The sequence below is a fragment of the Streptococcus sp. A23 genome, from assembly GCF_043674155.1.
Lineage (GTDB): Bacteria > Bacillota > Bacilli > Lactobacillales > Streptococcaceae > Streptococcus > Streptococcus suis_V.
Genome location: NZ_JBIMJP010000001.1, coordinates 19819 through 46438 on the forward strand (window position 1 = coordinate 19819; position 26620 = coordinate 46438).

Below are 26620 nucleotides of genomic sequence, written 5' to 3' on the forward strand. Positions count from 1 at the left end.
TCGATAGTCAAAAGTGACTTTGACCTTTTTTGCGGGCAATCTATGCTATAATGGCAATATGGAAACAAATGACATCGTATATGGCGTGCACGCCGTTGTGGAGAGTTTGGAGGCCAACACTGGCAACAAGCTCTACATCCAGGACGACCTGCGCGGTAAAAATGTAGAAAAAATTAAAAATCTGGCAGCAGAAAAGAAGGTGTCCATTTCTTGGATGCCCAAAAAGACCCTGTCTGACATGACAGAAGGTGCGGTCCACCAAGGCTTTGTCCTGCGGGTGTCTGAGTTTGCCTATGCGGAACTTTCGACTATTTTGGACATAGCAGAGCAGCAAGACAATCCCCTTATTCTCATCTTGGATGGTCTGACAGACCCCCACAACTTCGGCTCAATCTTGCGGACGGCAGACGCTACTCAGGTAGCTGGGATTATCATTCCCAAGCATCGTGCCGTTGGCGTGACGCCGGTTGTGGCCAAGACGTCGACAGGTGCGGTGGCCCATGTGCCCATTGCCCGTGTGACCAATCTTAGTCAAACCCTTGATAAGCTCAAGGAGGCTGGTTTCTGGGTATTTGGTACCGATATGAACGGAACTCCAAGCCACAAGTGGAATACAGCTGGTAAGTTGGCGCTGATTATTGGCAACGAAGGTAAGGGGATTTCGCCCAATATCAAAAAACAGGTGGATGAGATGATTACTATTCCTATGAAGGGACATGTCCAATCCCTTAACGCCAGTGTGGCAGCCGCTGTTCTCATGTATGAAGTGTTTCGGAAGAAAATCTGATGAAGGAAAAAGTGCTCATTGTCGATGGCTACAATATGATTGCCTTCTGGCAGTCCACCAAGCAGGATTTTAAGAAGGGAAATCTGGATGCAGCTAGGACGTATTTACTGAGGACCTTGTCCCATTACGCAGCCTTTGAACATTTAGAAATCATCTGTGTCTTTGACGCCCAACATGTGCCCGGCCTTCGACAGACCTATGACGAATACAGGCTGACGGTGATTTTCACTGAGGAAGAGGAAACAGCTGACAGCTATATTGAGCGTTTGAGTGCAGAGCTTAATAGCAACCGGTGCAGGCAGGTTTCGGTGGCAACCAGCGACCTCAATGAACAGTGGGTGGTTTTTTCGCAAGGTGCCTTGCGTGTTTCTGCGCGAGAACTAGAGGAACGGACCAGGGTGGTCAAAAAAGATTTAGATAAATTTGTGGACCAGGTGGACCTCTACACGCCTAGATTATCTCCCTGGTCCCAAGGAAATTTACAAGATTTGCAACATTTAATGGAGGAATTGGATTCGTGACTTTTAAGATTGTAACAGACTCAACGTCTGATTTGCCACAGGAGTGGTTAGCAGAAAATGATGTGACCGTGCTCGGTTTGACCATCAATTTGGACGGAACGACCTATGAAACGGTAGGATCAAATCGACTAACAAGTGCAGAGCTGCTCAAAAAAATGGAGGCGGGTAGTCAGCCGACGACCAGCCAGGTCAATGTTGGTCAATTTGAAGAGGTATTCGAAGAGGCTGCTAAGGCAGGACAAGATGTGCTTTACCTAGCTTTTTCAGCAGCCCTATCCGGAACCTACCAGAGCGGTGTCATTGCGTGTGACATGGTCTTGGACCAGTATCCAGAAGCAAGTATTGAGATTGTCGATACCAAGGCAGCTTCTATCGGTGAAGGTTATCTGGTAATGAAGGCGGCAGCAGCGCGTGCGGAGGGTAAGACTCTGGCAGAAACTAAGGCACTTATTGAAGAATTGGTGCCACGCTTGCGGACCTATCTCTTGGTCGATGACCTCAACCACCTGGTGCGTGGTGGTCGCTTGTCCAAGGCAGCTGCTCTCATTGGCGGTCTAGTCAATATCAAACCTCTTCTTGCTCTCAATGCGGAAGGGAAGTTAGATGCCATTGCCAAAATTCGTGGCCGTAAAAAAGGGATAAAGGAAATGTTGAACCTGACCTTGGATAATTTGGATCATTCAACGGTTATGGTCGCTTACACAGGTGATTTGGCAGCAGCCCAGGACATTCAGTCTACCCTTTTGGAAAATGACCAGGTAACCGATGTTATCTTGACCGAGTTGGGACCTATTATTGCTACACATACAGGTACAGGTTCCCTAGCCATTTTGTCTATTTCTACCGAGAAGAGAGCCTAGTATCAGCTCTCTTTTTACCAGTTTTGGAATAAAGCGCTTACAAGGAGAATGCATATGAAACGTTTACTATCTGCTTATGCCAGCGAGATTGCTCAGATGACTCCTGCCCAGCTCAAGCAGGCTATTTTGGCCAGCGAAGGCCGGACTGTTCTGGGGGAAACGGTCGTTACGGCTGCCCCGCTGATTGCGGGTGTTTCCAATGCCGAGATGATGGCAGCTTTTAGCTGTGATTTGCTGGTGCTCAATGAATTGGATGTTTTTTCTCCCCAGATTGTCGGTTTTTATGATTGCGACAATCCCATTGCAGAGCTGAAACGATTGACAGGTCGGCCCATAGGGATTAACTTAGAGCCAGTTGATGAGGAGCAGGATTTACTTGAAGAACGCATTTCCCTCTCCGAAGGTCGTCTGGTCAGTCCAGTCAGTCTTAGAATGGCAGAGGAGCTGGGCGTAGACTTCATCATGCTAACTGGAAATCCAGCTACGGGGGTATCCTTGTCGGCTATCCGCTCTGCCATTTCCCAAGCAAAAGAGCACTTCAAGGGGCTAGTCTTTGCTGGGAAAATGCACGGTGCTGGTCTGGGCGAGTCGGTGGTCAATGAAGAGGTTCTGCTGGACTTTGTTGCTTTGGGAGCAGATGGTGTTTTAGTTCCTGCTGTCGGGACGGTTCCGGGAGTGCGAGAGGAGCTGGTCGCACCGATTGTCGAGAAAATCAAGGACAAGGGTGGCTTGGTTATTTCGACCATTGGGACCAGTCAAGAGAGTGCGGATCCGCAGACCGTGCGGGAATTTGGGCTTAGTAACAAGCGGGTCGGTGCGGACATTCATCATATCGGAGACGGCGGTTTTGGCCGTATGCCAGACCCTGAAAATATCTTGGCCTTGTCCCTGGCGGTCAGAGGCAAGCGCCATACTTACTTTAAGATAGGACAATCTGTGAGACGATAAAACGCGGTTCAAAAAGTGAAAAAAGTAAAGTAAAATATCTTGACGCCGACTGCTAGATTTGATACAATGGTAGACGGTATTGTTTACCCCATTTGAAAGGCCCCGGAACCTTCCAAATACCTTTGGTGGGACGGAACACCCGCCACACTGTAAACAAATAATCGCACTATATATAGGAGAAATCATGAACAAAACAACTTTTATGGCTAAACCAGGCCAAGTTGAGCGCAAATGGTACGTAGTTGACGCTACTGATATACCTCTTGGACGTCTTTCTGCAGTAGTTGCTAGCGTACTTCGCGGAAAAAACAAACCAACTTTCACACCTCACACTGATACTGGTGACTTCGTTATCGTTATCAACGCTGAGAAAGTGAAATTGACTGGTAAAAAAGCAACTGATAAAATTTACTACACTCACTCAAACCACCCAGGCGGATTGAAATCAATCTCAGCTGGTGAATTGCGTTCTAAAAACGCTGTTCGTTTGATCGAAAAATCAGTTAAAGGTATGCTTCCACACAACACACTTGGTCGTGCACAAGGCATGAAATTGAAAGTGTTTGTAGGTGCTGAGCACACTCACGCTGCACAACAACCAGAAGTACTTGATATTTCAGGTCTTATCTAAGGGAAAGGACGTAATCTAAATGGCACAAGCACAATACACAGGTACTGGTCGTCGTAAAAACGCGGTTGCACGCGTACGTTTGGTCCCAGGTACTGGTAAAATCACAGTTAACAAAAAAGATGTAGAAGAGTACATCCCACACGCTGACCTTCGTTTGGTTATCAATCAACCATTCGCAGTAACTTCAACACAAGGTTCATACGACGTTTTCGTTAACGTGAACGGTGGTGGTTATGGTGGTCAATCAGGTGCGATCCGTCACGGTATCGCGCGTGCATTGCTTCAAGTAGACCCAGACTTCCGCGATTCATTGAAACGCGCAGGCCTTCTTACACGTGACGCTCGTATGGTTGAACGTAAGAAACCAGGTCTTAAGAAAGCTCGTAAAGCTTCACAATTCTCAAAACGTTAATATACCGCGATATATCAACGTTTCAAAGCACTCGCAGGGTTTCCCCTACGGGTGCTTTTTTCGTGATTTTTTGAAAAGTTCACCTCAAAATTTACCTTATTTTTACCTTATTGTTTCAGAGAGTTTAAGGCAAATTCTCCAACCGCCATAGGGATGACATTGGAGGTATTGACATAAATTTGAGTTGTAGTAGTATCGCTGTGGGTTAGAGCCTGTGAAATAGCTTCTAAGCTCATACCTGCTTGTTTAGCAAGTGTTGCTCCAGTGTGCCGTAATTTATGAGGTGTAGCGTGTGTCAAATATGGGTGACGATTTTTAACTGTTCTCATCTTATTGTTAAGATAATCTGCGTGTAGGGGTTTATTTACGTTTCCTTTAGTATCTACATAGGTAAATACAAATTGCTCAGAGTTCGTAATGATACCAAACTTTGCAAGTTCACGCCTTTGTTGTTTTTTCCAACTACGGAGAAGTTGAAGTAATTCAGCTGAAATAGCAAAGATTGTTTTCTTATTCCCTTTAGTTGCTTTCGTATCGCCATATCTGTCTAGTGCCTGGAGTAGCTGAATTTGAGATTTTTCAAAGTCAATGTGTTTCCATTGAAGAGCGTAGCTTTCGGATTTTCTATCTCCTAAGAAGAAGGTAAGATAGAAGAGTAAATAATCTTTGAGAGAAATTTTTTCATTAGCCAAATCCTCTTGGAAGGCTAAGAACCATTCCTGTAACTGCTCATGTGTTAGGTAGAGGTCTTCATCTCGCCTAGCTTCTGCCAACTGGATTTTCTTGGTTGCTTTGATACGACGCAAGGTTTTAGCAACTTTATTTGATTCTATATATTCTAATTCCTCTGCCCAATCAAATATGGAAATTACATAGCTTCTCAAGGTCTTGAAATTGGCGTATTCATTAGCTTTAGCAGTCATCAAGTTTAGAATAACTTGCTTGTTCTGATTGAGAAATTGAATAGTGTAATTACCTAGCATAGGTAAAATATGTTTTTTGAAACAAGTTTTTGTATTGGCTATAGTTGACCTGCTTGGGGGCTTTGTAGTTGAAGTGGTCTGTCCTGCTTTATAATACTCCCACCAGACATTTTCGTAAAAATCTTTGAATAGAATGTCTATCTTGCCTAGCCCTGTAAACTCATTGTTCTCAATCTGATTGATTTTTGTTAAAAGGTCTATCTCTGCTTGTCGTGCCTCCTTTTTACTTTTGAAACGCTTATCAAAATAGTTATTATTGACGATACCAAGTGGCATCCGTGCTTCCGTTGGAATATACACTTTTAAGCGATATGTTCCGTTTTTTGTCTTAGTGATAGTCATGATATTCTCCTCTTTTCGAACCAGAAAATATCAAGACAATTATAAAATAAAAAGTTAGATATTTCTAGTTTTGCGAAAGTAGCCATGAGTCGATGGCTTGTTTGTTGAAACGAACTGTTTTTCCGATCTTAATAGATGGAAGCCCTTTGCGAATCCATTCATCCAACGTGTTATTTGAAATTCCAAGGTAGTCACATGCTTGTTTTTTGTTTAAGTATGAATTGTCTATATTTCGATGATGAATTTGTTTTTCAATTTCTGATGTAATTAAACTTGAAATTAATATCTGAATTTGTTTGATCTGATCGTCTGGTAAGATAACTTGCATTTTAACCTCTTTTCTCGTAAAATTTGCAATTGTTTTTTGATATTAGTTATTATGCCACAGTGTGAACTAAAAACTGTTATTTTTGGAAAAAATTAGAAGAATGCTGTTAATTTGTCTTCTGTTTCGGAAGACAATTTTTTTACGAAATGCTGTAATATCAACGTTTTGGAGGTTTTACAAAGTTGTAAAATCATATTAAAAACCGTTAAATAATTCTTTTAAATTCAACAATCGATTCAAAATTAATTTATATAAATCAATTTTATAATGATGTTTTCGACGTAATTTATTGTTCAATGAGTATATTTCATTTCTGAATTCTTTTGTAAACTTTGGGATTTGAACAAAGTGTAATTCATTTGTGTTGTAATTTTTGTGACAACCTAAACCATGTTCCTTTGCAAAATCAAGAGCATCAAACATCAATCGTATAACAATTAATACATTCCACGTTATCATCTCGGATAAATAAAATGATTCCGAATTAATATTTAATTCTTTCTGACTTTTGGCAATCAAATTTTTTCTATAACGCGATCTATTTTCTTTCGAAACAAATTTAGCATTTATAAGACTAAGTATTTCTTCATCTAAAACTAGCGGAGTGTTTGTTGAATGTGACACGTTAATCTGTTTTTTCAACAATTCTTCGAATGTCGCACGTGGTTTTGCTTTGAAAATTTTGGATAATTCTCTGTCAGTATTTATTACTGATTGTTCGATTTCTTTTATGAAATTGAAGACTCCACTAGAAACTAATTCTTCTAAGTATTGAATGATTTTCAGATCATCAATTTCTGCTAGAACACAGGTACGAAGAAAGGATTTAATCTTATCTTTTTGCAAAACGGTCTCGAAACGATACACTTCAAAATCTTCTGTTTTTGCTTTATCAAGTTGTCCAAGCTTTTTGGCTTTCTTAGTTTTATTGTAAAGAACTTGCTGATTGTTTTTATAGGCATTGGTCGTCAAACGATCATAATCTTTGTCTTTGATACTTTTTGAAGAGGAAGCAAAATTCACTTTCTTATGTGTCAGACAACGTAGAAGTAATGCTCTTGTTTGCAAATGGAAAGCTGAATGTATTGCCATTGTAAATGCAAGTTCAATTTCGTGGAATTCGCAATGATATATTGTACATGAAATTCCTATTTCAAGTTCCAACAATGACAATGCTCTATTTAATCTTTGATAGATACCTTCGATTGAATCTGTGGATATGTTTAAACCACAGTGGATCAATTCAATACGATAAAAATAACTGCTGTCAAATGGATTTTTTCCCATAAAGAATGAACCAAAAGTAGATGATTTGACAAATAATTCGGAGACAGTACCTGAACTGTCATATTGCTTCTCGATAGTAAAATTGTTATTTTCATAATTAGCTAGCTCGAATTTCTGGTTATTAATGTGAATCTGTCCTTTTACATTAAGAACGACCTTGTCGATGCCCCAGTAGGCATTTGTTACAGAAAAACAACTTTCCATTTCCTTTGCATTCTCATCGTAGATTTTTTGTTTTTCCTCTTCGGACATACCTCTTGTAATTTTTGAGACCATTTTTTCCTCTTTCTTTTTTCGAAAGAATTATGCCACATTCAGAACTTCGTCAGAGAAAAAAATACAAAAAATGACAAAAAATAGAGATAAATTCCAAAAAGAAATTTATCTCTATACTTTCTATTTTTGTTCTACCACTATATCTTCAAGTATATAATTCTCAAAGATAAACATTTCCTCATGAATTGTCTTTTGAATGGATATAGGTAAGGCTGATAAATACACATAATCCCCTATTTCAAAATTTGTTTCATTGACACGCATTTTTGTGCTGTATTGTACTTTGACTCTATTTTCACAGTTATCCTTGATAATCATTTCGATCCAATTCGAATTTGGTTTTAAATGTTTATCAATAACTTTTCCAAAAACAAACATCTTTGCGAAATGGCTTGGATATGCAAAACCGAAGTTAGGCTTTTTATTGAAGAATACCGCCAGTTCAGTCTGCTCTTCTTGGATGGAATCTATAATAATTTCGTAGCTATTCTTTGTATTAATGTTTTCGATATGACCTGATATCGATACCGTCATTCCCTTCTTCAATTGAAATTTTTCACGATTAAAATAACATTTCAAATATGTGTGCTTACGACCGGCGCCGTTTCTGATAAAGAGACCAAGATATGGCACGATATCTTGGTCATTTACTTCAACGATTTTTCCTCTTGCTAAAATTGTGTTTCGATTTATTTTTTGTAGATTATTTTGATTCCTCATTATATGTCCTCCATTTGATCAATTTTCTACACAATCATTATGCCTGAATCTTAAAATCAAAAAATTCGTTACAAAATATAATTAGTAACCGTAACAGAAAGACGCCAATGCGACAGATTTAAAACCGAAACAGCCATTAGTGCAAGTCGATTATAAGCAATTGGCATTCCTGACGCTAATGCTTTGGATTTGTTTGTGCCGCGTAGAATATACAACTCATCACGTAGATCATAAATAAAATTTCTACGCTGTCTTTCGTATTTGCTTTGTGATTCCTTTTTCAATTTCTGATGGCCATTTTCCCATCTTTGAATTAGAAGAGATTTCAATGAATGTTTAATGTTTGGATTAGAATTAATTTTATCAAGATAGTAGAAATAGCTATCTCTTGAATGTTGAGCGCGTAATGCATGTAAATTAATCTGATTGTTCATCTCTTCTTCTGTGAAAATAGGCTCATTTTCTCCTATTCCAGAAAAAGTCTGTTTCACTAGCTTGATGTCTTTTGGCAATATATACTGCATTTGTTTCTTACCACCTTTGCCACGTTTGACGAAAATATAGCAGTTACCATACTCGTCTATTTTCAGGTCTTGACCGGTTAGGTTTTTGAGTTCATTACGGCGAATTCCAACGACTTTCTGGAATTCGATTAGGCGAGAGAAGAGAGAGTTCAATTCTTGTCTTTTCCCTTGTTGATTCGCTTCATGTTTTCGTCCTCTAACTATTTTATCACTTGTGCGTTTTTGTTTTCGAATTCGGTTTAAATTGATTCCTGCTGCCTTCGCAATTGGCGCAAGGTATGTATGAATTGTTGCTGCGGTATATTGTTTTGGGTCTTGTTGAAGATCATCATGATATTGTTGAAGAACCTCTTCGGTGATATCTGAAATACTCTTAATGTTATTTTCTTTTGCCCATTTCGCAAAACGTGTTGCAGAACGTTTGTATGATGTTCGTGAGGTATTGTTTGTAACATCTTTTGTTGCTGCGACGAAAATGTCGTGTTTCAAAGAATTTCGTTTTCTAGGCATTTTCTTTCTCCTTTCTTTCCTAAAATGCTTATTATTGGTAAACTGCCTCCCACCCTTTTTTAGATCGAGCTGGGTATGCTCTGAAAATTTCCGATGAGGCTGTCCTATGGGACTATCGTTTTCAATACTCTTCAGTAGCACCGTCGAATATCTCTGAAATCTTCGTTTGTCATTGAACTGGTTATTTTTCAAACCGAACTTTCTACTTTTACTTTCACTAAACATCTTTTACTGTACTATATTATGTGATAAATGGTTATTCTGTACTTCATTTCATTCCGCAGAATAACCATTTATTCTATTCTTGTTCATTCCCTTATCAGTCAATGACAGCTGACAAGAGATATCCATATCAATTGAAAATATGATTTACACCGAGCCCAGTGCGTATTTTCAAAAGAATATAGTGTTATCACTCCTTTCTCTATTTACTTCAATATGTTCAATTGTATTATGTCACTTTTTCAAAAAAATAAAAAAACGAAAAACATTTCTCGCTTACATTGATTCGCAACACGATTTTTTTGTTTTGAAAAAAAGTGGCATACTAATAACGAATCAGATTGGAGGTGTGTATATGGAATAAAATATTTTCTAAACACATAACAATATTAAAGGAAAGGAGTGAGTATTATGACTGATGAAGTTCTAATTGAAGAGATAGTATCAATTATTGTTGATGTGGAAATGAAGTGTAAGAAATTTCTGCTATTAAATGGACATTGTATCGATGTTGTCAGTGATTATTATTATTCAGATGAAGATTGTGCGACGATTTCTTTTTCAAGAAATAATGATAAATTGACCATTCGATTTGATAATCAGCAATGTATTGTTACTGTAGAAAATGAAATATTTACTGTTACTTCAGAAGTAATTGAAGAAGGTATTGAAATTCAAATTGAGATTTTGATAAAGCAGGCTATTCTTGGAAAATGGAAAATGTTTATGAATGATGTAAAGAATAATTCATTATTTGAAGCTATTCAAAAACATAGATTCGATGATTATTCAAGTGGTCCTGATTCGGTAATATATTACTAGCACGCTTAAAAACGAACTAGAAAAAATGTCTAGCAATTAGAAAAATAATTCTCAAAAGACGAATGAATAAAACTAAACAAATAGAAAAACGCGTAAATCCTAAAAAGTTGGATCTATGCGTTTTGTTTTGTATGAATATATAACATATTTTATTATGTGCATTAAAGGATTACATGTTCTCTACATTTATTATTGCCTCAAACAATGTTAAATATTCCTTCCGCTTTTTTTGAGAAATTGGGAGGAGCGTTTTTTGAAACTTCTCAAATGATGGATCGTTTGAGGTGTTTTCGTTTTTATCTTGGACATGTTGTTGGAAGAATGTACTCATTGATATTCCAAAAGCATCAACAATTTTTTCTAATGTATTCACCTTAATATTAGAGCGTTCGCCACGCTCTATTTTTGCTATTGAAGAAACATCTAAGCCAGCTGCCTCAGCCAATTGCTCCTGAGTTAGATGAAAGTCTTTCCGTAAAGTTTGAATTCTTTTTGCGACAAATTGATCTAAAGCCATTATCTGTCCTCCTTTTATTTAAGGATATAGGTTTTAAAGGACAGTTGAAAGGTTACGAAAGGCTAGTTATTCTATCCTTTTAAGGACTTATTGTGGTATAATATATCTATTGAAGTTAAATTAGATGCTAAAAATTTGTAATTAAGAAGGAGTGATTACATGAACAAAAATATAAAATATTCTCAAAACTTTTTAACGAGTGAAAAAGTACTCAACCAAATAATAAAACAATTGAATTTAAAAGAAACCGATACCGTTTACGAAATTGGAACAGGTAAAGGGCATTTAACGACGAAACTGGCTAAAATAAGTAAACAGGTAACGTCTATTGAATTAGACAGTCATCTATTCAACTTATCGTCAGAAAAATTAAAACTGAATACTCGTGTCACTTTAATTCACCAAGATATTCTACAGTTTCAATTCCCTAACAAACAGAGGTATAAAATTGTTGGGAGTATTCCTTACCATTTAAGCACACAAATTATTAAAAAAGTGGTTTTTGAAAGCCATGCGTCTGACATCTATCTGATTGTTGAAGAAGGATTCTACAAGCGTACCTTGGATATTCACCGAACACTAGGGTTGCTCTTGCACACTCAAGTCTCGATTCAGCAATTGCTTAAGCTGCCAGCGGAATGCTTTCATCCTAAACCAAAAGTAAACAGTGTCTTAATAAAACTTACCCGCCATACCACAGATGTTCCAGATAAATATTGGAAGCTATATACGTACTTTGTTTCAAAATGGGTCAATCGAGAATATCGTCAACTGTTTACTAAAAATCAGTTTCATCAAGCAATGAAACACGCCAAAGTAAACGATTTAAGTACCGTTACTTATGAGCAAGTATTGTCTATTTTTAATAGTTATCTATTATTTAACGGGAGGAAATAATTCTATGAGTCGCTTTTTTAAATTTGGAAAGTTACACGTTACTAAAGGGAATGGAGATAAATTATTAGATATACTACTGACAGCTTCCAAGAAGCTAAAGAGGTCCCTAGCGCCTACGGGGAATTTGTATCGATAAGGGGTACAAATTCCCACTAAGCGCTCGGGACCCCTTGTAGGAAAATGTCCTAAGTGTGGCAACAATATTGTATTAAAAAAATCGTTTTATGGTTGTTCAAATTATCCTGAATGTAAGTTTACTTTAGCTGAACATTTTAGAAAGAAAAAACTAACCAAAACGAATGTAAAAGAATTACTGGAGGGAAAAGAAACCCTGGTAAAAGGAATCAAAACGAAAGATAGAAAGTCCTACAATGCCGTTGTAAAAATCGGAGAAAAGGGATATATTGATTTTATATCTTTCTCAAAATAAACATAAAATGTGTTGTTGGTAATTTCGCAACTATTGCCATTCAATATTATGAATAAATTCTTGCTTGCGACACCAGCTTTTGCTGATCATCCTATAGTTTCATCGGTAATATGGATAGTTGCATTTTTACTAGTATCAAATTTATTACAAGGTAATACAAATAATGTAAGACGTTATGCAATTATTGAAATTGCTTCAGTATTAATTTGGAATCCATTTTATGTTTATAGATTCGGAACTCCTGGATTGGGTTATCTAATCTATCTAGTTGGATTGGGATTGTTAGTTTATTCTATTTTCGGAGCAAAGTTGAAAACTGTTAGTTGATAAAAGCCATTTTATTTTAATATCAATACAAAAACGCTCTAGATTTCTAGGGCGTTTTAAGGTGCATTGTGAAGTGGAAGAAGTTGTTACAATTATCTATTCTCTGGATATAGAGATTAAATAATAATTTTTTGAGTTTAGTGATTTAAGTACGTAGAGGAGTAGTTTTTAGGAATTTTGGTATAATAGGATTGCTCAAATAGTCTGAAAATATAGTAACAAGGAGGAAGTAATGGCCAATTTTTTTGCTGGGAAAATTGTTTATCTTGATGAGCAAGCCGTTTTTGATTTTTTAGAATTACATCAAAATGGGATACAATCTGATATCATAAAACGTGTGTCCGAAAATATGGTTGAGGTAGATGCCGAGGGAAGGGTTGGTATGAATTTCTTTTCTCGATTTAAGATAGGACTCTCTGGTAATGCTTCATATCAACGAAGTGGTGTAGTAGAATCACAGATTACCTCTACATTGCTAAGTAACTTTAAAAAGTTTGTAACCAATAAAAAAGGTTCTTCAAAAGTAGAATGTTTAGATAACGTTAAGTTGTTTATTGAAAAAGATTCTCCTGCTTTTTACCGTAACATCACTCCTGTTCTCGATATGATTAGTGATATTACTAAAATGAATAGTATTACGGATGATGATAAAAATAATTTTCAAGGTATTGAAATAAAGAATATTGAACGAACTTTAGACCGACTTTCTGGATATTATGAAATTAGGGGTATTAGCTCTGAGAGTAAAGAAAGTGTTTTTAGATTCAATATATCGGGTCTACGTAATAATTATACGTTGAGTGACTTAACCAAGATGGATATCAAACTCTATGGAATTAAGGTTGGAGAAGTAGATTCGATTGATTTAAGTTTTAATACCATGATAGATAGATTATCAAGCAATAGGCGGTCGCAACTTGGAACTGACTTTGATGAAGAACAAGATAATGAGAAAATACCGATATATGATGTTCTAGTGGCAGGTGTGTAATGGTAAGATTTAATATTTTTTTTGAGCCGGTTCAAAAGTTTAATGAAAGAGTGGCTAAATTAGATAACTACGTTTCGTTTAATGAAGTACTTATAAACTGGACAAATGGAGCTAAAATTCAGGAAATAGCAGAACCACTAGTGGGAAAGGATTACTGTGTTTTTAGGATGGACTCATATTCGTTATCGACAAGTTTAGTTTTTGAAAATATCGATTTATTAGTAAAAATATTTGAATTTGCCGATATTCTAGAAGTGTACCTTCATAATCCGCCTAAAAAATTTTTCCACTTAATTAGGCAACAAATTCCTTCAGAGAGTGTACATATTGAACAAAGTACTTTTAAGAAAATTGAAAAGAAACAGTTTCAAGACGTTATACATGACTTAAATGAAAATATAATTGGCCAAGGAGAAGCTAAGAAAAGTTTATTAAGAAAACTAGTTGCTCAACTAATACGTCCAAGTTCAAAACCATTAGTTTTAATGTTCTATGGTGAACCAGGGATTGGAAAAACGGAGACAGCAAAACAACTATCAACGACACTATATGGGAATGACAATATTATTAGAGAACAAATGTCGATGGTTGGTGGTGAATCAAGCGTAAAATATTTTAAATCAACAAATCATAGCGAAGACTCATTTTCTAAAACATTATTAAACAGAGAATCTAATGTTATTTTGCTTGATGAGTTTGCTCTGGCACCTGCATTTTTTCATAGTACCTTCTTTCAAATGTTTGATGAAGGCATCTATGAGGACCAAAATTATAAGGTAGATCTCAGTAACTCAATCATTATTTGCACATCTAATTTTAAAAATCTTTCAGAAATGGAGAATAATATTGATGTAGCATTATTAAGTCGATTCGATGGTTTTGTTAAATTTTCTCCTTTATCTTTTGATGAGAAAAGGCAGATTTCAAAGATAGTCTATTCAAAAATTATTGACTCAGAATCCATGACTAAGGAGTATAAGGGATATTTAGATGAAGTTAAGATTTTAGAAATCTTGGAATCTAAATTAAATGCACTTCCTAACGTTCGAGCGATAAGAAAGTATGTTGAAGATATTGTTGCAGATAAGCTATTGGAAGTAATTATAAAGGATAAATCATGCTGACTATGTTAATTCTCTGAGAACATACGATAGAAACATGAGGTGGTGAACTTAATTTGAAAAAACAATATTTCTATAAAAATTTTTGGTTCTGGGTGGCGCTATCCTTATTGATTTATGTATTGAGGCAGTCTGAAGTATCAGGTGTTGAATTATTAGTTAATATAATTGTTTATGTTTATAAGCAGGTTATAAGTGAACCAATTGCATTTTTGGCATTTCTTATTAGTATAATTACTGTATACATAGAAAGAATTAATGTTTTGAAAACTGATAGGAGAGCTAAGCTATCTATTTCTTATAAAATAGAAGGTAAGTCGAAAGTAAAAGCTTCATTCAATGGTGCGGAGAAGGAAATCGAGGTGCCTAGAATCAGGATGTATGAAAATTCAGGAACAATAAAGTCTACCTATATGCTTACACCGTATGTTAAAGAAAATAATCTAAATATAGATACTATAGATAGTGATTATTTTTCGTTTAATGCAGTACATATACATTTAAACGAAAATACTAACTCTTTTAAACCAGATGATTTACATCATGAGAATTACATATTTCCTAAATCATTTATTTCAAATAACCCAAATGAAAACCAATCTCATTTTATCTTTTGTCTATTCGAGGGAGAAGATGGTTCATTTAAACTATTATTACTTGTCTATTTAAAAAATATAGTCGGGAATTATTATCTTGAAGTAATTGATAGAGTAGATGCTCTAAATAAAAATGCAAAAGATTTACAACAGTATTATGATCAGTTTAAAAAATGTGAACAATATCTTTTTGAAAATAAAATAATTATCTCTTAAGCTCAATGTAAATAGACTTCTTTAGTGAATATTATAAAAATAATACTCAGAGAAAGTAAACGAACATATGGCTGCATCATTAACTGAACTTATTAGTGATGGCCTCCTAGAAATCCTAGAATTACCTGAACTCTGATTTAGTTTGGCTGAGTCTAAGTAAAAATGACTGCAATCAATGTTGATAAGTAATTGCAGTCAGGTTACTATTGGTAATAAGAATACTGTAGAAAGTAAAAAGTGGATATCAACTTTGGTCGATAACCACTTTTCTATTTTTTGTATACTCGATTTTCTTCTTTCAAAAACTGGATAATCCTATCTTTTAATTCCACGAAGTCACCTTGAAACGTAGCAATATCAATCGTTTTTTCCAGTCCATCGTTTAAGGAAAGATTGGATTGATATCCATTCATTGCTAGAAACATATGTAAAGCAAGCACTGCAGTTCGCTTGTTGGCGTTCTTAAATGGGTGTTTTTTGATCAGGTTTATCCAGATAATGGCAGCCTTACTATAAATGTCGGGATAGAGTGTTTTTCCAAAAATCTCTTGTTTTGGCTGCTCAATAATCATCTGTAGGCTGTTTGAATCAGCAATCCCAACGGGCTCTTTTGGGGAATATCTTCCAATAACCATGACATTGATTTTGATAATGTCTTCGGCGGTTAGGTATTTCATTTATCTACCAACTCTTTCAATAATTCATCGTATTGATTCATGGCTTTTTCAAGTTCTCTATCAAAATCAAATTTTGGCTCAGCTTTACGAATAATGACATTATTTCCTGAAGTGACGAATTCGATTTCTTCACCAATTTCTGCACCAAGTGCTTCTTTTATAGCGTTTGGGATAGTGATAACAGTGCTGTTACCTGTTTTGCGTAATAAAACATTCATCGGATATACCTCCTGTATTTGTAAATACATTATACATGATATATACAAAAATTAAAAGTGAATACTTCTGTTTGACACATTTTCTAGAATCAAGAATAAGGTAAACTTTTATATTTTCTGGTCCGATTTTGCATATTTTGATTGAAAATTTACCTTATTTTGATGAAATTAGTTGAAATTGGATGAAATTTTGAGTTTTGAAAACTCGTGTAAACGTTGATATTAAAAGGTTTTGAAATTGATTGAAATAAAAGATGCTCCAACCAGGTCTTAAGAAAGCTCGTAAAGCTAGCCAGTTCTCTAAACGTTAAGAACCAGCTACATTACAGCATTTACAACACTTCATGGTTCACACCATGGGGTGTTTTTTGATGATTTTTTAGCAAAATTCACCACGTTTTCTTCTAGTTATTTAATATTCAGGTAGCTTATTAACACTAATGAAGCGTTTTGATAATGTGAATGATTGCTTTCACAGTCTCCTTTTATTTTTAGGCAGTTCAGCCAATAGCAGTATCAATTCGTTGATATTTTCATCTTGGCTGACTTGAACATCAAAGAAAGCAGGGATATCTATTTCGAGCGTATCAATAATTTTATGCAGTGTGTGGATGGTGATGTTGCTTCTCTTGTTCTCTAGCTTATTGATGTAATTGAAACCAAAATCAGCCTTTACTTCCAACTCTGTCTGCGTCATACCGGCCTGAATGCGTAATATTTTTATTCTGTTAGCAATGAAATATTGTAAATTATTTATCATCATAAAATCCTCCAATAAACAAAAAAGTAATATCTATTGCTTGAAACAAAAAAGGCAAAATTGTGTCAAGAAAATGATTTCATCAGGAAATACTCTTTGTATCAATTGTCACCAAAATTTAGGGAATGAAGTGCTGTATCACGGCCTTGTCATTTACCTAGCTTTTGATACAATAGAATGAAAAGAGAAAGGAGCAAGTTATGAAAAAATATCTTTCCATTGACATTGGGGGTACTCTAATTAAATATGGGGTACTGTTAGAGACCGGGGAGCTACTTTATAAGAAGGATAGACCAACGCCTTCAGACTTGGAAGCAATGAAGCTGGCGCTGGAGTCTATCTATCGTGAGACTGCGGATAACGAGGAGCTGGAAGGAATTGCCATTTCCTGTCCAGGCAAGGTAGATAGCCGTGAGGGAGTCGTTTATTATGGTGGAGCGCTGACCTATCTTCATCAATTTCCTATCGCAGATTTCATGAAGAATTTGAGTGGCAAATCTGTCGTCGCTATCAATGATGGCAAGGCTGCTGCCCTAGCTGAAAAATGGCAGGGAAATTTAGCAGACGTTGAAAATGGTATGGCTCTTGTCCTTGGAACAGGGCTTGGAGGAGGGATTATTTTGAATAATCAGCTCTTGCAGGGCCACCATTTCCAGGCTGGAGAATTCAGTTTTCTCCTTCCAAATGATGAACACCCAGATGGTGAACACGGTGCTGGCTTCCGTTATTCGCCTGTGCAAATGATTGGGAAAATTGCAGATGTACTTGGCTTGCCAGATAAGAAGGACGGCCGACAAGTATTTGAGTACATTAACGCAGGAAATGAAGAAGCTCTTGCTATCTTTAAGCAATTTTGTAAATACTTGGCTATTCTCATTTATAATACCCAAGCGATTATCGATACCCAGAGGGTTGTAATCGGGGGAGGCATTAGCGCCCAGCCTATTTTGCTCCAAGAAATTGAAAAGCAATATAGAGACCTGCTAGCAGGCCTGCCTTTTGTAGGGGCTATGATTACTCCGGTGGAAATTTTACCATGTAAATTTGGCGGTGATGCGAACCTAATGGGTTCTTTGTATCAATTATTGCAGGAAAACTAGGCCCATGTGTCTAGTTTTTTTCATAGAATAGTATCACTTTATCACATTTTTTTACTATTTTTTTCTATAAATACATACTATACTAGAATTAAGAAAAACATGAGGTGAAGAAATGTCGAAAATTATTTTTCTAGATGTAGACGGTACCTTGGTTGATTACCACAATCGTATTCCTCAATCGGCTATCGAGGCCATCCAGCAGGCACGCCAAAATGGGCACCTTGTCTATGTCTGTACAGGTCGCAGCCGAGCTGAAATGCAGCCAGAATTGTGGGATATCGGCTTGGATGGCATGATTGGTGGCAATGGATCCTATGTAGAGCACCACGAGGAAGTGGTCATGCACCAAATGATTTCAGAAGAGGATTCCAAGGCCATTGTAGATTGGCTCCAAGGCCGTGGCTTGGAATTTTATTTGGAAAGCAACAACGGTCTATTTGCCAGCGAGAATTTCCGTGAACGTGCGCGTGAAACGCTCAAGATTTACAGTATGTCTAAGGGGAAAACGGCCGAAGAGGTGGCTCATCAAGAAGTAGAAGATGTCATGCATGGCATGGTATTTGGTGGTCAGCTCTATCGCAATGACCTCAATAAAGTCAGCTTTGTCCTCGATTCTTATCAGGATCATCTGGATTCAAAAGCAGCCTTTCCGCACTTGAAGGCCAATACTTGGGGAGGACGCGGCGAGACGGCCTTGTTCGGTGACCTGGGAGTAGCCAATATTGACAAGGCCCATGCTGTTGAGGTTGTCCTGGAGCATTTGGGAGCCTCGCAGGCAGATACCATTGCGTTCGGCGATGCTAAAATTGACATTCCGATGTTGGAATACTGTGCGATTGGTGTTGCCATGGGAAATGGCGGTCCTGAGATTCTAGCCATGGCTGATATGGTGACAGACGATGTGGAGGAGGATGGCCTCTACAATGCCTTTGAAAAATTGGGGTTGTTAGACTAAGAGCGTTCACTTCCGTATCAGTGAGGAAGAAAACGCTATCAACATTTCAAAAGGAATAGTTTATACTAGACTCATCAATAACAGGAGGGACAAGATGTCTACATTTAAAGAAGGATTTTTATGGGGTGGAGCTGTTGCAGCTCATCAACTTGAAGGTGGCTGGCAAGAAGGTGGTAAAGGTATCAGTGTTGCCGATGTGATGACCGCTGGACGTCATGGAGTTGCGCGTGAGATAACGCCAGGTGTCTTGGAAGGCAAATATTATCCGAACCATGAGGCGATTGATTTCTATCATCGCTATAAGGAAGATATTGCTCTATTTGCAGAATTAGGATTTAAATGCTTCCGTACATCAATTGCATGGACCCGGATTTTCCCAAAAGGTGATGAATTAGAGCCAAATGAAGAAGGCCTACAATTCTATGATAATCTTTTCGATGAATGTTTGAAGCATGGCATTGAGCCAGTGATTACATTGTCACATTTTGAAATGCCCTATCACTTGGTTACAGAGTATGGTGGTTGGAAAAATCGTAAGTTAATTGATTTCTTCGTACGATTTGCTGAGGTTGTATTTAAACGTTATAAGGACAAGGTTAAATACTGGATGACCTTCAATGAAATCAATAACCAAGCCAACTATCAAGAAGATTTTGCTCCATTTACAAACTCAGGGATTGTTTACAAAGATGGAGATAATCGCGAGGAAATCATGTACCAAGCTGCTCATTATGAGTTGGTAGCATCTGCACGTGCTGTTAAAATCGGTCACGAGATTAACCCAGATTTCCAAATTGGCTGTATGATTGCTATGTGTCCAATCTATCCAGCAACTTGCAATCCAAAAGATATTTTGTTGGCACAAAAAGCAATGCAAAAACGCTATTACTTTACAGATGTGCATGTGCATGGTTTCTATCCAGAACATATCTTTAAGTACTGGGAGCGTAAAGGCTATCAGATCGATATCACAGAAGATGATAAGCTAGACCTATTGGCAGGATGTGTAGATTATATCGGCTTCAGTTATTACATGTCATTTGCGATTAGTTATCACCGTGAAAATCCTCATTATGATTATTTGGAAACAGAGGATTTAGTGCGGAATGAATATGTGAAGGCCTCTGATTGGGACTGGCAGATTGACCCAGAAGGACTTCGCTATGCACTCAACTGGTTTACAGACATGTATCATCTACCGTTATTTATTGTTGAAAATGGTTTTGGGGCCATCGACCAACTAGAAGAAGATGGTATGGTCCATGATGATTATCGGATTGATTATCTTGGTGCCCATATTTCTGAAATGAAAAAAGCAGTGGTAGAAGACGGTGTCGATCTCATGGGTTATACACCGTGGGGTTGTATCGACCTAGTGTCTGCAGGAACTGGTGAAATGCGTAAACGGTATGGATTTATCTATGTAGATAAGGATGATGAAGGAAAAGGGACATACGCTCGTAGTCCGAAGAAATCCTTTGCTTGGTACCAAGAAGTCATTAAGACAAATGGTGCTAATCTATAAGTAGCCCCCTAAAAACTTCTCTAATGTTAGAGGAGTTTTTTTATAAAAACTATTGAAAAGGTTTTTAAAAAGAGTTATACTGTAACTATAATAAAGACGTTTTAGGCGATGTAGCGATATAAGATGTGTTAGTTCTATATTGCCACATTTAGAGTAAGCAAATAATATAGTTAAGCGAGAGAATCGTTAGAAAGAGGTCACATATGAAATTTATTAACTTACTCATATTAGTATCTGCGATGATTTTGGTGGTCTGGGGCTCGCTGATTTTAATCTTTTGGTTACTAAGGCTTGGTATAAAAGCAACGAAAGATAGGAACATCTATTTCTTCAAGTTCAATCCTAAAGAAAAAAAGCTGACAGTGTCATCAACTGAGGCTTATGTGGTCACTTATGCAGGTAAGAATCAACTTTCCGTTCGATCATATTTGGCACCAGATCAGCTTTTAGAACTTCTAAAAAGAGACTATCAGCTGACCGACGACGAAATCAGCCTACAAACAATGCCCTTCTTTCTTTTTCCTAGCTGGTAATACTCCTGCCGATTGCAGGAGTATTTCCGTATCCTAAGGAAAATATTTCTATGAAGCTATTTCCTGGAATGTACTATACTAGCTACAATTGACGCATTGAAAAGGAGAAGCAATGATTGGATTTGTAGCAGCATGTTTAACTACATTTGGTTTTTTACCACAGGTAATCAAAGTTATTCAGACTAAGGATACCGCAGCTATATCACTCGGCATGTATAGTATGTCTGTAGCTGGTATTAGTTTATGGCTTATTCATGGGATAATGATTGGAGACTTAGCTTTAATATTGGCAAATGGTGTTTCGGTCATTCTATCTGGCATAATTTTGTTGCATAAGCTAAAATATAAGTAATCGGGTTTGTTGTAACTGGTCTAGGAATTTACTCCAGATAGGCATTCTGTCGTAGTAGTAATATAAAAACTGAGTAAATACACTTTATTCATATTCAACATATGGCTGGGCTTAGGCTCAGCCAATTTTAATGTTTTATACAAAACAAATTCCATTTCCGCTTTGAAACGGAAAAAGACTCTATGGAGAATGACAACGCTTTCTTTTATAATAAATGTATTAAAGAAAAGGAGAATAAAATTATGAAGAAAGCATTAATTATTTGTGCAGCAGGTATGTCATCATCCTTGATGGCTAAGAAAACTACAGAGTTATTTAAAAGCAAAGGTGTAGACATCGAAGTGGATGCAATCAATGCTACTGAGGGAGGTAAAGCTATTGCAAATGCAGACTTTGACCTATACCTTGTAAGTCCTCAAACCAAAATGTTCTTCAAGCAGTTTGAAGAGGCAGCGCAAAAAGTTGGAAAACCAGTTGCGCAAATTCCGCCACAAGCCTATATTCCAATTCCAATGGGAATTGAGAAGATGGCTACCTTGATTACGGAGAACATTGGATAGAACTTGAGTTGATGATATAATAGGTCTATTACGATTTTTTGGAGGGGTATTCCATGTTAAGTAAAAAAGAACGCCAACTGCTTCAGTATTTAGAGAATCATCGGGATTCTTATACGACTAGTAAGCAGTTGGCGGACTACCTATCGTGTTCAGATAGGACAGTCAGGACCTATTTAAAACAAATCAATGAAGTAATAGAATCCCCAACCTACTCTAATGTATTGATTATCCACTCTAAGCAAGGATACGGTTATCAACTTGAAATTATGGATGAAGGACGCTTTCAGGAAATGATGAGTGAGTCTACTAATCTAGATGGGATGAGTGATAGTCATGGTCGTTACCATTATATTCTAAACAAATTATTATTTGAGCAAGCTGAGTTATATTTTGATGATTTGGCAGATGAATTATTTATTAGTCGCTCTACTTTGTCGCATGAATTTAAGAAAATCCGTCGCGACTTAAGTAAATACAATTTGATTATAGAGAGTAAGGCCAATAAAGGTGTCTATGTTTTGGGAGATGAATGGGACAAACGTCGCTTTATCATGGATTATTTCTTTAGAGATAATTTTTTCAAAAGCATGCATAATTATATTGGTGGTAATATTGGTCAATCTCCAATTAGTCTTGAAGAATTGACATTGATTGTTCTAGATGAGTGTCGGGAAGCCAATTTAAAACTATCTGATTTTGTGATTCAAAACCTGGTTATCCATATTTCTCTAGCCTTGAGACGAATTAGCGAAGGTTTTAGAATGGCTCCAATTGAAGAGCTTGCTTCGGAACTCTACCAAGCAGAGCAGATGACCGCACAAAAAATATTGGATAGGATTTATAAGGCAACAGGGATTATGTGTCCCAAAGAAGAGATAGACTATATTACCTTGCACCTTGTATCAAAGGGGAAATTACTTGCGAAAGAAAGTCACCAAGACGAAGAAATGCAGCTGAGAGAAGAGTTGGTCTCTGTCCTTGAAAGTTCAAGTTTGGCAAAAGAATATCAGTTCCAACAAGATTCGCAATTGTTGGAGGGTGTGGTTACTCACATGACGACCTTGTTGGTCAGATTGAAAACAAAAGTTCATCTAGAAAATCCATTGCGCGATGAAATTAGAGAACAGTATTCACAAGCTTTTGAATTGACCAGAACTATTTTGCAGGAGATGCCACTCCTATCTGCTTTTCACATTTCAGATGATGAGGTTGCTTATGTAGCTTTGCATTTTATGGCAGCTATGGAGCGCTTGAAAGAGAAGTATAAATATCGGATTTTGGTGATTTGTGCGACAGGTTATGGTAGTGCACAGCTGTTGCGAAACCGAATTGAGCGTGAATTGGGGAATATGGTCCATATTGAAGATGTTATTGGCTACTATGACTTGAGTGATGCTCGGCTGGAGAATATTGATTTCATTATTTCATCAATTGACTTATCAAATTTAGTGTTTAGTGTTCCAGTATTTACGGTTAGTGTCTTTTTAACATCTGACGAAGCAAGACAGATTAAGCAGTCGGTCAAAGAGCTACGATTTTCTTCGCGTCCGACAATTGATTTTGAGAGACGACGTTTTTCAAATCTTGAAACTCTCTTTGAGCAGTATTTCTCAGAAACTTGTTTTATGAAAGTGGAACGGATTGATAAGGAGAGTTTGCTACAGGAGATGGCCAAACAATTATCGCTTGGAGAAGCTCCAGACTTTGCTGGTAACTTGCTAGATCATATCCACCAACGGGAACAGATGAGTTCAATTGTATTTAGTGAACGGATTGCTGTGCCTCACCCAATTAAGCCGATTTCTAATCGTCATAAGATTGGAGTAGCAATTATTTCAGATGGTTTGAAGTGGAATGAGGCTAGCCCATCAATTCAATTAGTATTTTTACCCTCACCGTCTGTGTACCAGAATGAGGGAATGGTGCAATTAACATCGCAAATTGTAGCTTTATTGGAGGAAGAAAATCTACAGCAAGAAATGCTGGCTTGTCAGACCTTCCAAGAATTTAAAGAGATATTTTTAAAAATAGGAGATAAAAAATGAATCAGGAAGAATTGCAAGTAGCAGCCTTTGAAATTATCTTGCACAGCGGAACTGCACGAACGGAAGTTCATGAAGCGTTTGCTGCCATGCGTGCCGGTGATTTTGAAGCTGCTTATGAAAAGTTAGAAATTGCCAACAAGGAACTGGTGGAAGCCCATCATGCCCAAACCCATTTACTACAAGAATATGCAAGTGGTGTTGAGATAAAAATTGAAATTATCATGGTACATGCTCAGGATCATTTGATGACTACGATGACATTGAGAGAAGTTGCTCTCGAAATGCTAGAACTGTATAAAAAGATAGGATAGGAGAAAGTCAAGATGCAGAAAAGTACGCTTACAAGTATGAAGGAACAGCAGGCTGCGAAAAATAGAGCTTTTCAACGCTTTATGCTCTTTCGCTACAGTATAGCTCTTTTCTTCTTTGCAAATTGTTACTGGCTCATCCAGTTATGGTTTCAAAAATCTTGGCTCTTAGCCTTTCCTCTTATTTTACTAGTTTTTTGGGTGATGGCTAGTGCTGAACAGATGGCCTTATATGGTCGTAAAAATATTTCTTTACGATTAACTTCACGAGCCTTGCTTGTTCAAATAGTGACCAATATTGGATTGTGTCTAGCAGTCGGAATTGGTTTCGGTAAACAATTGTTTCCTATATTTTCGGATCGCCCAGCGACATGGTTGGTTCTGATTGGACTTCTCTTGATTGGACTTGGCATCTTAGCTTTTAATCGCAAGCGAATTGAACAAATCAAAATCAATCGTGATCCATACTATTTACGGTTTCAAAATATAATCTATCACACATAAAGGAGTTTATTATGGAAGAACAAAACGGATTGTTCGGTCTCTTAGAAAAACATTTGATGGGACCAATGGGTAAATTAGCCCAAATGAAGATTGTACGTGCTATTACAGCAGCAGGTATGGCTGCCGTACCTTTCACAATTGTGGGTTCAATGTTTTTGGTGTTCTCAATCATTCCACTCGCATTCTCATTCATCCCTGCTATTCAAACATTCTTTGATGCGACAATTGCAAACTATACATCAATGTATATGGTTGCCAATACAGCTACGATGGGTATCCTAGCTCTCTACTTTAACCTTGCAATTGGTTATGAGTTGACAAAGATTTATGCTGAAGAAGAAGGATTAAACTTGACACCACTGAATGGTGCTCTCCTTTCCCTCTTTGCTTTCGTTATGTCTGTTCCAGAAGTTATCTTCGGAAATGGCACTTCTAGTCTAGTTACAAATTTGGATCCAGATAAAGGCGCTATTGTAGTTGATGGTTTCCAAGTTGGTGGAGGAATTGCTCGCTTTGGTACATCTGGTATCTTTACAGCGATTATCATGGCAGTTGTTGCAGTTCTGCTTTACCGTCTCTGTGTAAAACGTAACTGGGTAATTAAAATGCCCGATTCTGTGCCAGAAGGTGTGTCTCGTGGTTTCACTGCTTTGGTACCAAGTTTTGTCATTGCATTTGCTGTCATCATTGTAAATGGTGCTCTTGTATTGATGGGAACAGATATCTTCAAAGTGATTGCTATCCCATTTGGCTTTGTTACTAGCTTGACTGATACTTGGATTGGTCTCATGGTTATCTATCTCTTGACCCAGTTGCTCTGGCTTGTTGGTATTCACGGCGCAAACATTGTCTTTGCCTTCGTTAGCCCAATCGCTCTGGCGAATATGGCGGCAAATGCTGAGGGGGCACGTTTTGTAGTAGCAGGTGAATTCTCAAACATGTTCGTTATTGCTGGTGGTTCAGGTGCGACTCTCGGTCTGTGTATTTGGTTAGCAACACGTGCACGCTCAGAGCAATTAAGTGCTATTGGTAAAGCTGCACTTGTTCCAGGTATCTTCAATATCAACGAACCATTGATTTTTGGTCTCCCAGTTATTTACAATCCAGCTTTGGCAATTCCGTTTATTCTTGCACCAATTGCATCAATGACTGTATACTATGTTGCGATGAAACTCAACATGATTAATGCAGTTATTGCTCAAGTTCCATGGCCTACACCAGTAGGTATCGGTGCTTTCCTTGGAACAGCTGACGTGAAAGCGATTGTTCTAGCTTTGGTTTGTGCACTCACTGCCTTCTTGGTTTACTACCCATTTGTTCGTGCTTATGATAAGAAACTCTTGGCAGAAGAGCAAGCACAAGCTTAAACAATATCAATTGATTTGAAACAGTGAAGAGGAGCCGTCATAGGTTCCTTTTTACTGTTTGCTTAATGTGACTAGGTGATTAGTTGCATTCTTTCATCGAGAATAGAGTCATTTTTGGGCCTCAAAATGTGTAAAAATGATATAATCATGATAGATAGAGGTTGAAGATGACTCTAGAAGTAAACAAAGATGCGATGACGATAATGGGTGTGACTTTTGAGAATTGAATGGTTTTTAAAAGTGTTTGGTATGCACTCAATACCAATATGATTGAATGTTGGGTACCAACAGTTGAAGATGTCGAGCGTTTGCGGACAGAAGCAATGGCTCTAAGGGTGCCGTGGTGATACGAAAGCATTATGATGATTATGACCATATAGACCCAACTAATATTTAGACCTATCCTGGAACTTCAGTCCTAATCAATAAATTTGGTGTAAGGGATGCA

The 26620-nt window shown here is 37.2% G+C and carries 31 protein-coding genes and 2 pseudogenes; 24 read left to right on the forward strand and 9 right to left on the reverse strand.

Annotated elements, in window-relative coordinates; all coding sequences use genetic code 11:
• The first annotated feature begins 58 nt into the window (after positions 1-58).
• From rlmB to rpsI, 6 genes are all read left to right on the forward strand, one after another.
• Positions 59-787: a 23S rRNA (guanosine(2251)-2'-O)-methyltransferase RlmB gene (rlmB, locus tag ACHBIE_RS00105; RefSeq protein WP_394732160.1), complete on the forward strand. Its 729-nt coding sequence runs from the start codon at positions 59-61 to the stop codon at positions 785-787.
• Complete coding sequence (locus ACHBIE_RS00110) at positions 787-1308, forward strand: NYN domain-containing protein (protein WP_105123580.1); 522 nt, start codon at positions 787-789, stop codon at positions 1306-1308. Before rlmB ends, ACHBIE_RS00110 begins: the two co-directional genes overlap by 1 nt.
• A complete protein-coding gene (locus ACHBIE_RS00115) occupies positions 1305-2168 on the forward strand; it encodes a DegV family protein (protein WP_394732419.1) in 864 nt (287 codons plus the stop codon). The genes ACHBIE_RS00110 and ACHBIE_RS00115 overlap by 4 nt, the downstream gene beginning before the upstream one ends.
• 54 nt (positions 2169-2222) lie before the next feature.
• Complete coding sequence (locus tag ACHBIE_RS00120; RefSeq protein WP_105161027.1) at positions 2223-3116, forward strand: PEP phosphonomutase; 894 nt, start codon at positions 2223-2225, stop codon at positions 3114-3116.
• Positions 3117-3300: 184 nt separating this feature from the next.
• A complete protein-coding gene (gene rplM / locus ACHBIE_RS00125; RefSeq protein WP_257104088.1) occupies positions 3301-3747 on the forward strand; it encodes a 50S ribosomal protein L13 in 447 nt (148 codons plus the stop codon).
• A gap of 19 nt (positions 3748-3766) precedes the next feature.
• Positions 3767-4159, forward strand: a complete 393-nt coding sequence (gene rpsI, locus ACHBIE_RS00130) for a 30S ribosomal protein S9 (RefSeq protein WP_002942223.1) — start codon at positions 3767-3769, stop codon at positions 4157-4159.
• 107 nt (positions 4160-4266) lie between these two features.
• Here the strand turns inward: rpsI and xerC are convergent, their stop codons facing one another.
• The 5 genes from xerC to ACHBIE_RS00155 all read right to left on the reverse strand — a co-directional run bounded on the left by xerC (position 4267) and on the right by ACHBIE_RS00155 (position 9129).
• Positions 4267-5484, reverse strand: coding sequence for a tyrosine recombinase XerC (gene xerC / locus ACHBIE_RS00135; RefSeq protein WP_394732420.1), 1218 nt, complete (start codon positions 5482-5484; stop codon positions 4267-4269).
• Positions 5485-5548: 64 nt separating this feature from the next.
• The gene (locus tag ACHBIE_RS00140; protein WP_105106609.1) at positions 5549-5812 is read right to left on the reverse strand and encodes a helix-turn-helix domain-containing protein; all 264 of its coding nucleotides are present in this window, start codon (positions 5810-5812) and stop codon (positions 5549-5551) included.
• A gap of 195 nt (positions 5813-6007) precedes the next feature.
• Positions 6008-7375: a hypothetical protein gene (locus tag ACHBIE_RS00145; RefSeq protein ID WP_105106610.1), complete on the reverse strand. Its 1368-nt coding sequence runs from the start codon at positions 7373-7375 to the stop codon at positions 6008-6010.
• 120 nt (positions 7376-7495) lie between these two features.
• Entirely contained in the window at positions 7496-8095 is a 600-nt protein-coding gene (locus ACHBIE_RS00150; RefSeq protein WP_105106611.1) for a hypothetical protein, read from the reverse strand.
• Between the two features lie 68 nt (positions 8096-8163).
• A complete protein-coding gene (locus tag ACHBIE_RS00155) occupies positions 8164-9129 on the reverse strand; it encodes a site-specific integrase (protein WP_029170893.1) in 966 nt (321 codons plus the stop codon).
• A gap of 633 nt (positions 9130-9762) precedes the next feature.
• Here ACHBIE_RS00155 and ACHBIE_RS00160 point away from each other — a divergent pair.
• The gene (locus ACHBIE_RS00160; RefSeq protein WP_105106613.1) at positions 9763-10173 is read left to right on the forward strand and encodes a hypothetical protein; all 411 of its coding nucleotides are present in this window, start codon (positions 9763-9765) and stop codon (positions 10171-10173) included.
• A 169-nt stretch (positions 10174-10342) separates the two neighbouring features.
• Here ACHBIE_RS00160 and ACHBIE_RS00165 read toward each other — a convergent pair whose 3' ends face one another.
• Positions 10343-10690 carry a helix-turn-helix domain-containing protein gene (locus tag ACHBIE_RS00165; RefSeq protein ID WP_029170891.1) on the reverse strand — a complete coding sequence of 116 codons (348 nt, stop codon included), beginning with the start codon at positions 10688-10690 and terminating at the stop codon, positions 10343-10345.
• Positions 10691-10849: 159 nt separating this feature from the next.
• Here ACHBIE_RS00165 and erm(B) point away from each other — a divergent pair, with 159 nt between their 5' ends.
• The 6 genes and pseudogenes from erm(B) (at position 10850) to ACHBIE_RS00195 (ending at position 15268) form a co-directional block, all read left to right on the forward strand.
• Complete coding sequence (gene erm(B) / locus ACHBIE_RS00170) at positions 10850-11587, forward strand: 23S rRNA (adenine(2058)-N(6))-methyltransferase Erm(B) (RefSeq protein WP_088196767.1); 738 nt, start codon at positions 10850-10852, stop codon at positions 11585-11587.
• Between the two features lie 169 nt (positions 11588-11756).
• A pseudogene (locus ACHBIE_RS00175) lies at positions 11757-12017 on the forward strand (topoisomerase DNA-binding C4 zinc finger domain-containing protein); the annotation flags it as partial.
• Between the two features lie 48 nt (positions 12018-12065).
• The gene (locus ACHBIE_RS00180; protein ID WP_153047870.1) at positions 12066-12344 is read left to right on the forward strand and encodes a hypothetical protein; all 279 of its coding nucleotides are present in this window, start codon (positions 12066-12068) and stop codon (positions 12342-12344) included.
• A 232-nt stretch (positions 12345-12576) separates the two neighbouring features.
• Positions 12577-13335: a DUF6414 family protein gene (locus ACHBIE_RS00185; protein ID WP_105107987.1), complete on the forward strand. Its 759-nt coding sequence runs from the start codon at positions 12577-12579 to the stop codon at positions 13333-13335.
• Between the two features lie 50 nt (positions 13336-13385).
• Positions 13386-14459: an AAA family ATPase gene (locus ACHBIE_RS00190; protein ID WP_238142209.1), complete on the forward strand. Its 1074-nt coding sequence runs from the start codon at positions 13386-13388 to the stop codon at positions 14457-14459.
• 53 nt (positions 14460-14512) lie between these two features.
• Positions 14513-15268, forward strand: coding sequence for a hypothetical protein (locus ACHBIE_RS00195; RefSeq protein ID WP_105107989.1), 756 nt, complete (start codon positions 14513-14515; stop codon positions 15266-15268).
• A gap of 269 nt (positions 15269-15537) precedes the next feature.
• Here ACHBIE_RS00195 and ACHBIE_RS00200 read toward each other — a convergent pair whose 3' ends face one another.
• From ACHBIE_RS00200 to ACHBIE_RS00210, 3 genes are all read right to left on the reverse strand, one after another.
• A complete protein-coding gene (locus ACHBIE_RS00200; RefSeq protein ID WP_105106820.1) occupies positions 15538-15945 on the reverse strand; it encodes a type II toxin-antitoxin system death-on-curing family toxin in 408 nt (135 codons plus the stop codon).
• Complete coding sequence (locus ACHBIE_RS00205; RefSeq protein WP_105106819.1) at positions 15942-16163, reverse strand: AbrB/MazE/SpoVT family DNA-binding domain-containing protein; 222 nt, start codon at positions 16161-16163, stop codon at positions 15942-15944. Before ACHBIE_RS00205 ends, ACHBIE_RS00200 begins: the two co-directional genes overlap by 4 nt.
• A gap of 472 nt (positions 16164-16635) precedes the next feature.
• On the reverse strand, positions 16636-16926 hold the full coding sequence (locus ACHBIE_RS00210; RefSeq protein ID WP_394732421.1) for a helix-turn-helix domain-containing protein: 291 nt from the start codon (positions 16924-16926) through the stop codon (positions 16636-16638).
• Between the two features lie 197 nt (positions 16927-17123).
• Between ACHBIE_RS00210 and ACHBIE_RS00215 the strand changes: the two genes are divergently transcribed.
• The 11 genes and pseudogenes from ACHBIE_RS00215 to ACHBIE_RS00265 all read left to right on the forward strand — a co-directional run bounded on the left by ACHBIE_RS00215 (position 17124) and on the right by ACHBIE_RS00265 (position 26519).
• Positions 17124-18023, forward strand: coding sequence for an ROK family protein (locus ACHBIE_RS00215; protein ID WP_394732422.1), 900 nt, complete (start codon positions 17124-17126; stop codon positions 18021-18023).
• Between the two features lie 112 nt (positions 18024-18135).
• Positions 18136-18978, forward strand: coding sequence for an HAD family hydrolase (locus ACHBIE_RS00220; protein ID WP_394732423.1), 843 nt, complete (start codon positions 18136-18138; stop codon positions 18976-18978).
• A 94-nt stretch (positions 18979-19072) separates the two neighbouring features.
• A complete protein-coding gene (locus ACHBIE_RS00225; RefSeq protein WP_172008953.1) occupies positions 19073-20503 on the forward strand; it encodes a 6-phospho-beta-glucosidase in 1431 nt (476 codons plus the stop codon).
• Positions 20504-20706: 203 nt separating this feature from the next.
• Complete coding sequence (locus ACHBIE_RS00230) at positions 20707-21036, forward strand: hypothetical protein (RefSeq protein ID WP_125265994.1); 330 nt, start codon at positions 20707-20709, stop codon at positions 21034-21036.
• A gap of 112 nt (positions 21037-21148) precedes the next feature.
• Positions 21149-21388 (forward strand): SemiSWEET transporter, encoded by a 240-nt coding sequence (locus tag ACHBIE_RS00235; protein WP_125265995.1) that lies wholly within the window; start codon positions 21149-21151, stop codon positions 21386-21388.
• A 242-nt stretch (positions 21389-21630) separates the two neighbouring features.
• Positions 21631-21948, forward strand: coding sequence for a PTS cellobiose transporter subunit IIB (locus tag ACHBIE_RS00240; protein WP_125265996.1), 318 nt, complete (start codon positions 21631-21633; stop codon positions 21946-21948).
• A 53-nt stretch (positions 21949-22001) separates the two neighbouring features.
• Positions 22002-23993 carry a BglG family transcription antiterminator gene (locus ACHBIE_RS00245; RefSeq protein WP_394732424.1) on the forward strand — a complete coding sequence of 664 codons (1992 nt, stop codon included), beginning with the start codon at positions 22002-22004 and terminating at the stop codon, positions 23991-23993.
• A complete protein-coding gene (locus ACHBIE_RS00250) occupies positions 23990-24304 on the forward strand; it encodes a PTS cellobiose transporter subunit IIA (protein ID WP_125265998.1) in 315 nt (104 codons plus the stop codon). The genes ACHBIE_RS00245 and ACHBIE_RS00250 overlap by 4 nt, the downstream gene beginning before the upstream one ends.
• Positions 24305-24316: 12 nt before the next feature.
• Complete coding sequence (locus tag ACHBIE_RS00255; RefSeq protein ID WP_394732425.1) at positions 24317-24805, forward strand: hypothetical protein; 489 nt, start codon at positions 24317-24319, stop codon at positions 24803-24805.
• Positions 24806-24816: 11 nt separating this feature from the next.
• Complete coding sequence (gene celB, locus ACHBIE_RS00260) at positions 24817-26172, forward strand: PTS cellobiose transporter subunit IIC (RefSeq protein WP_172008947.1); 1356 nt, start codon at positions 24817-24819, stop codon at positions 26170-26172.
• Between the two features lie 167 nt (positions 26173-26339).
• Positions 26340-26519 (forward strand): annotated as a pseudogene (locus ACHBIE_RS00265) (hypothetical protein).
• Positions 26520-26620: the final 101 nt, after the last annotated feature.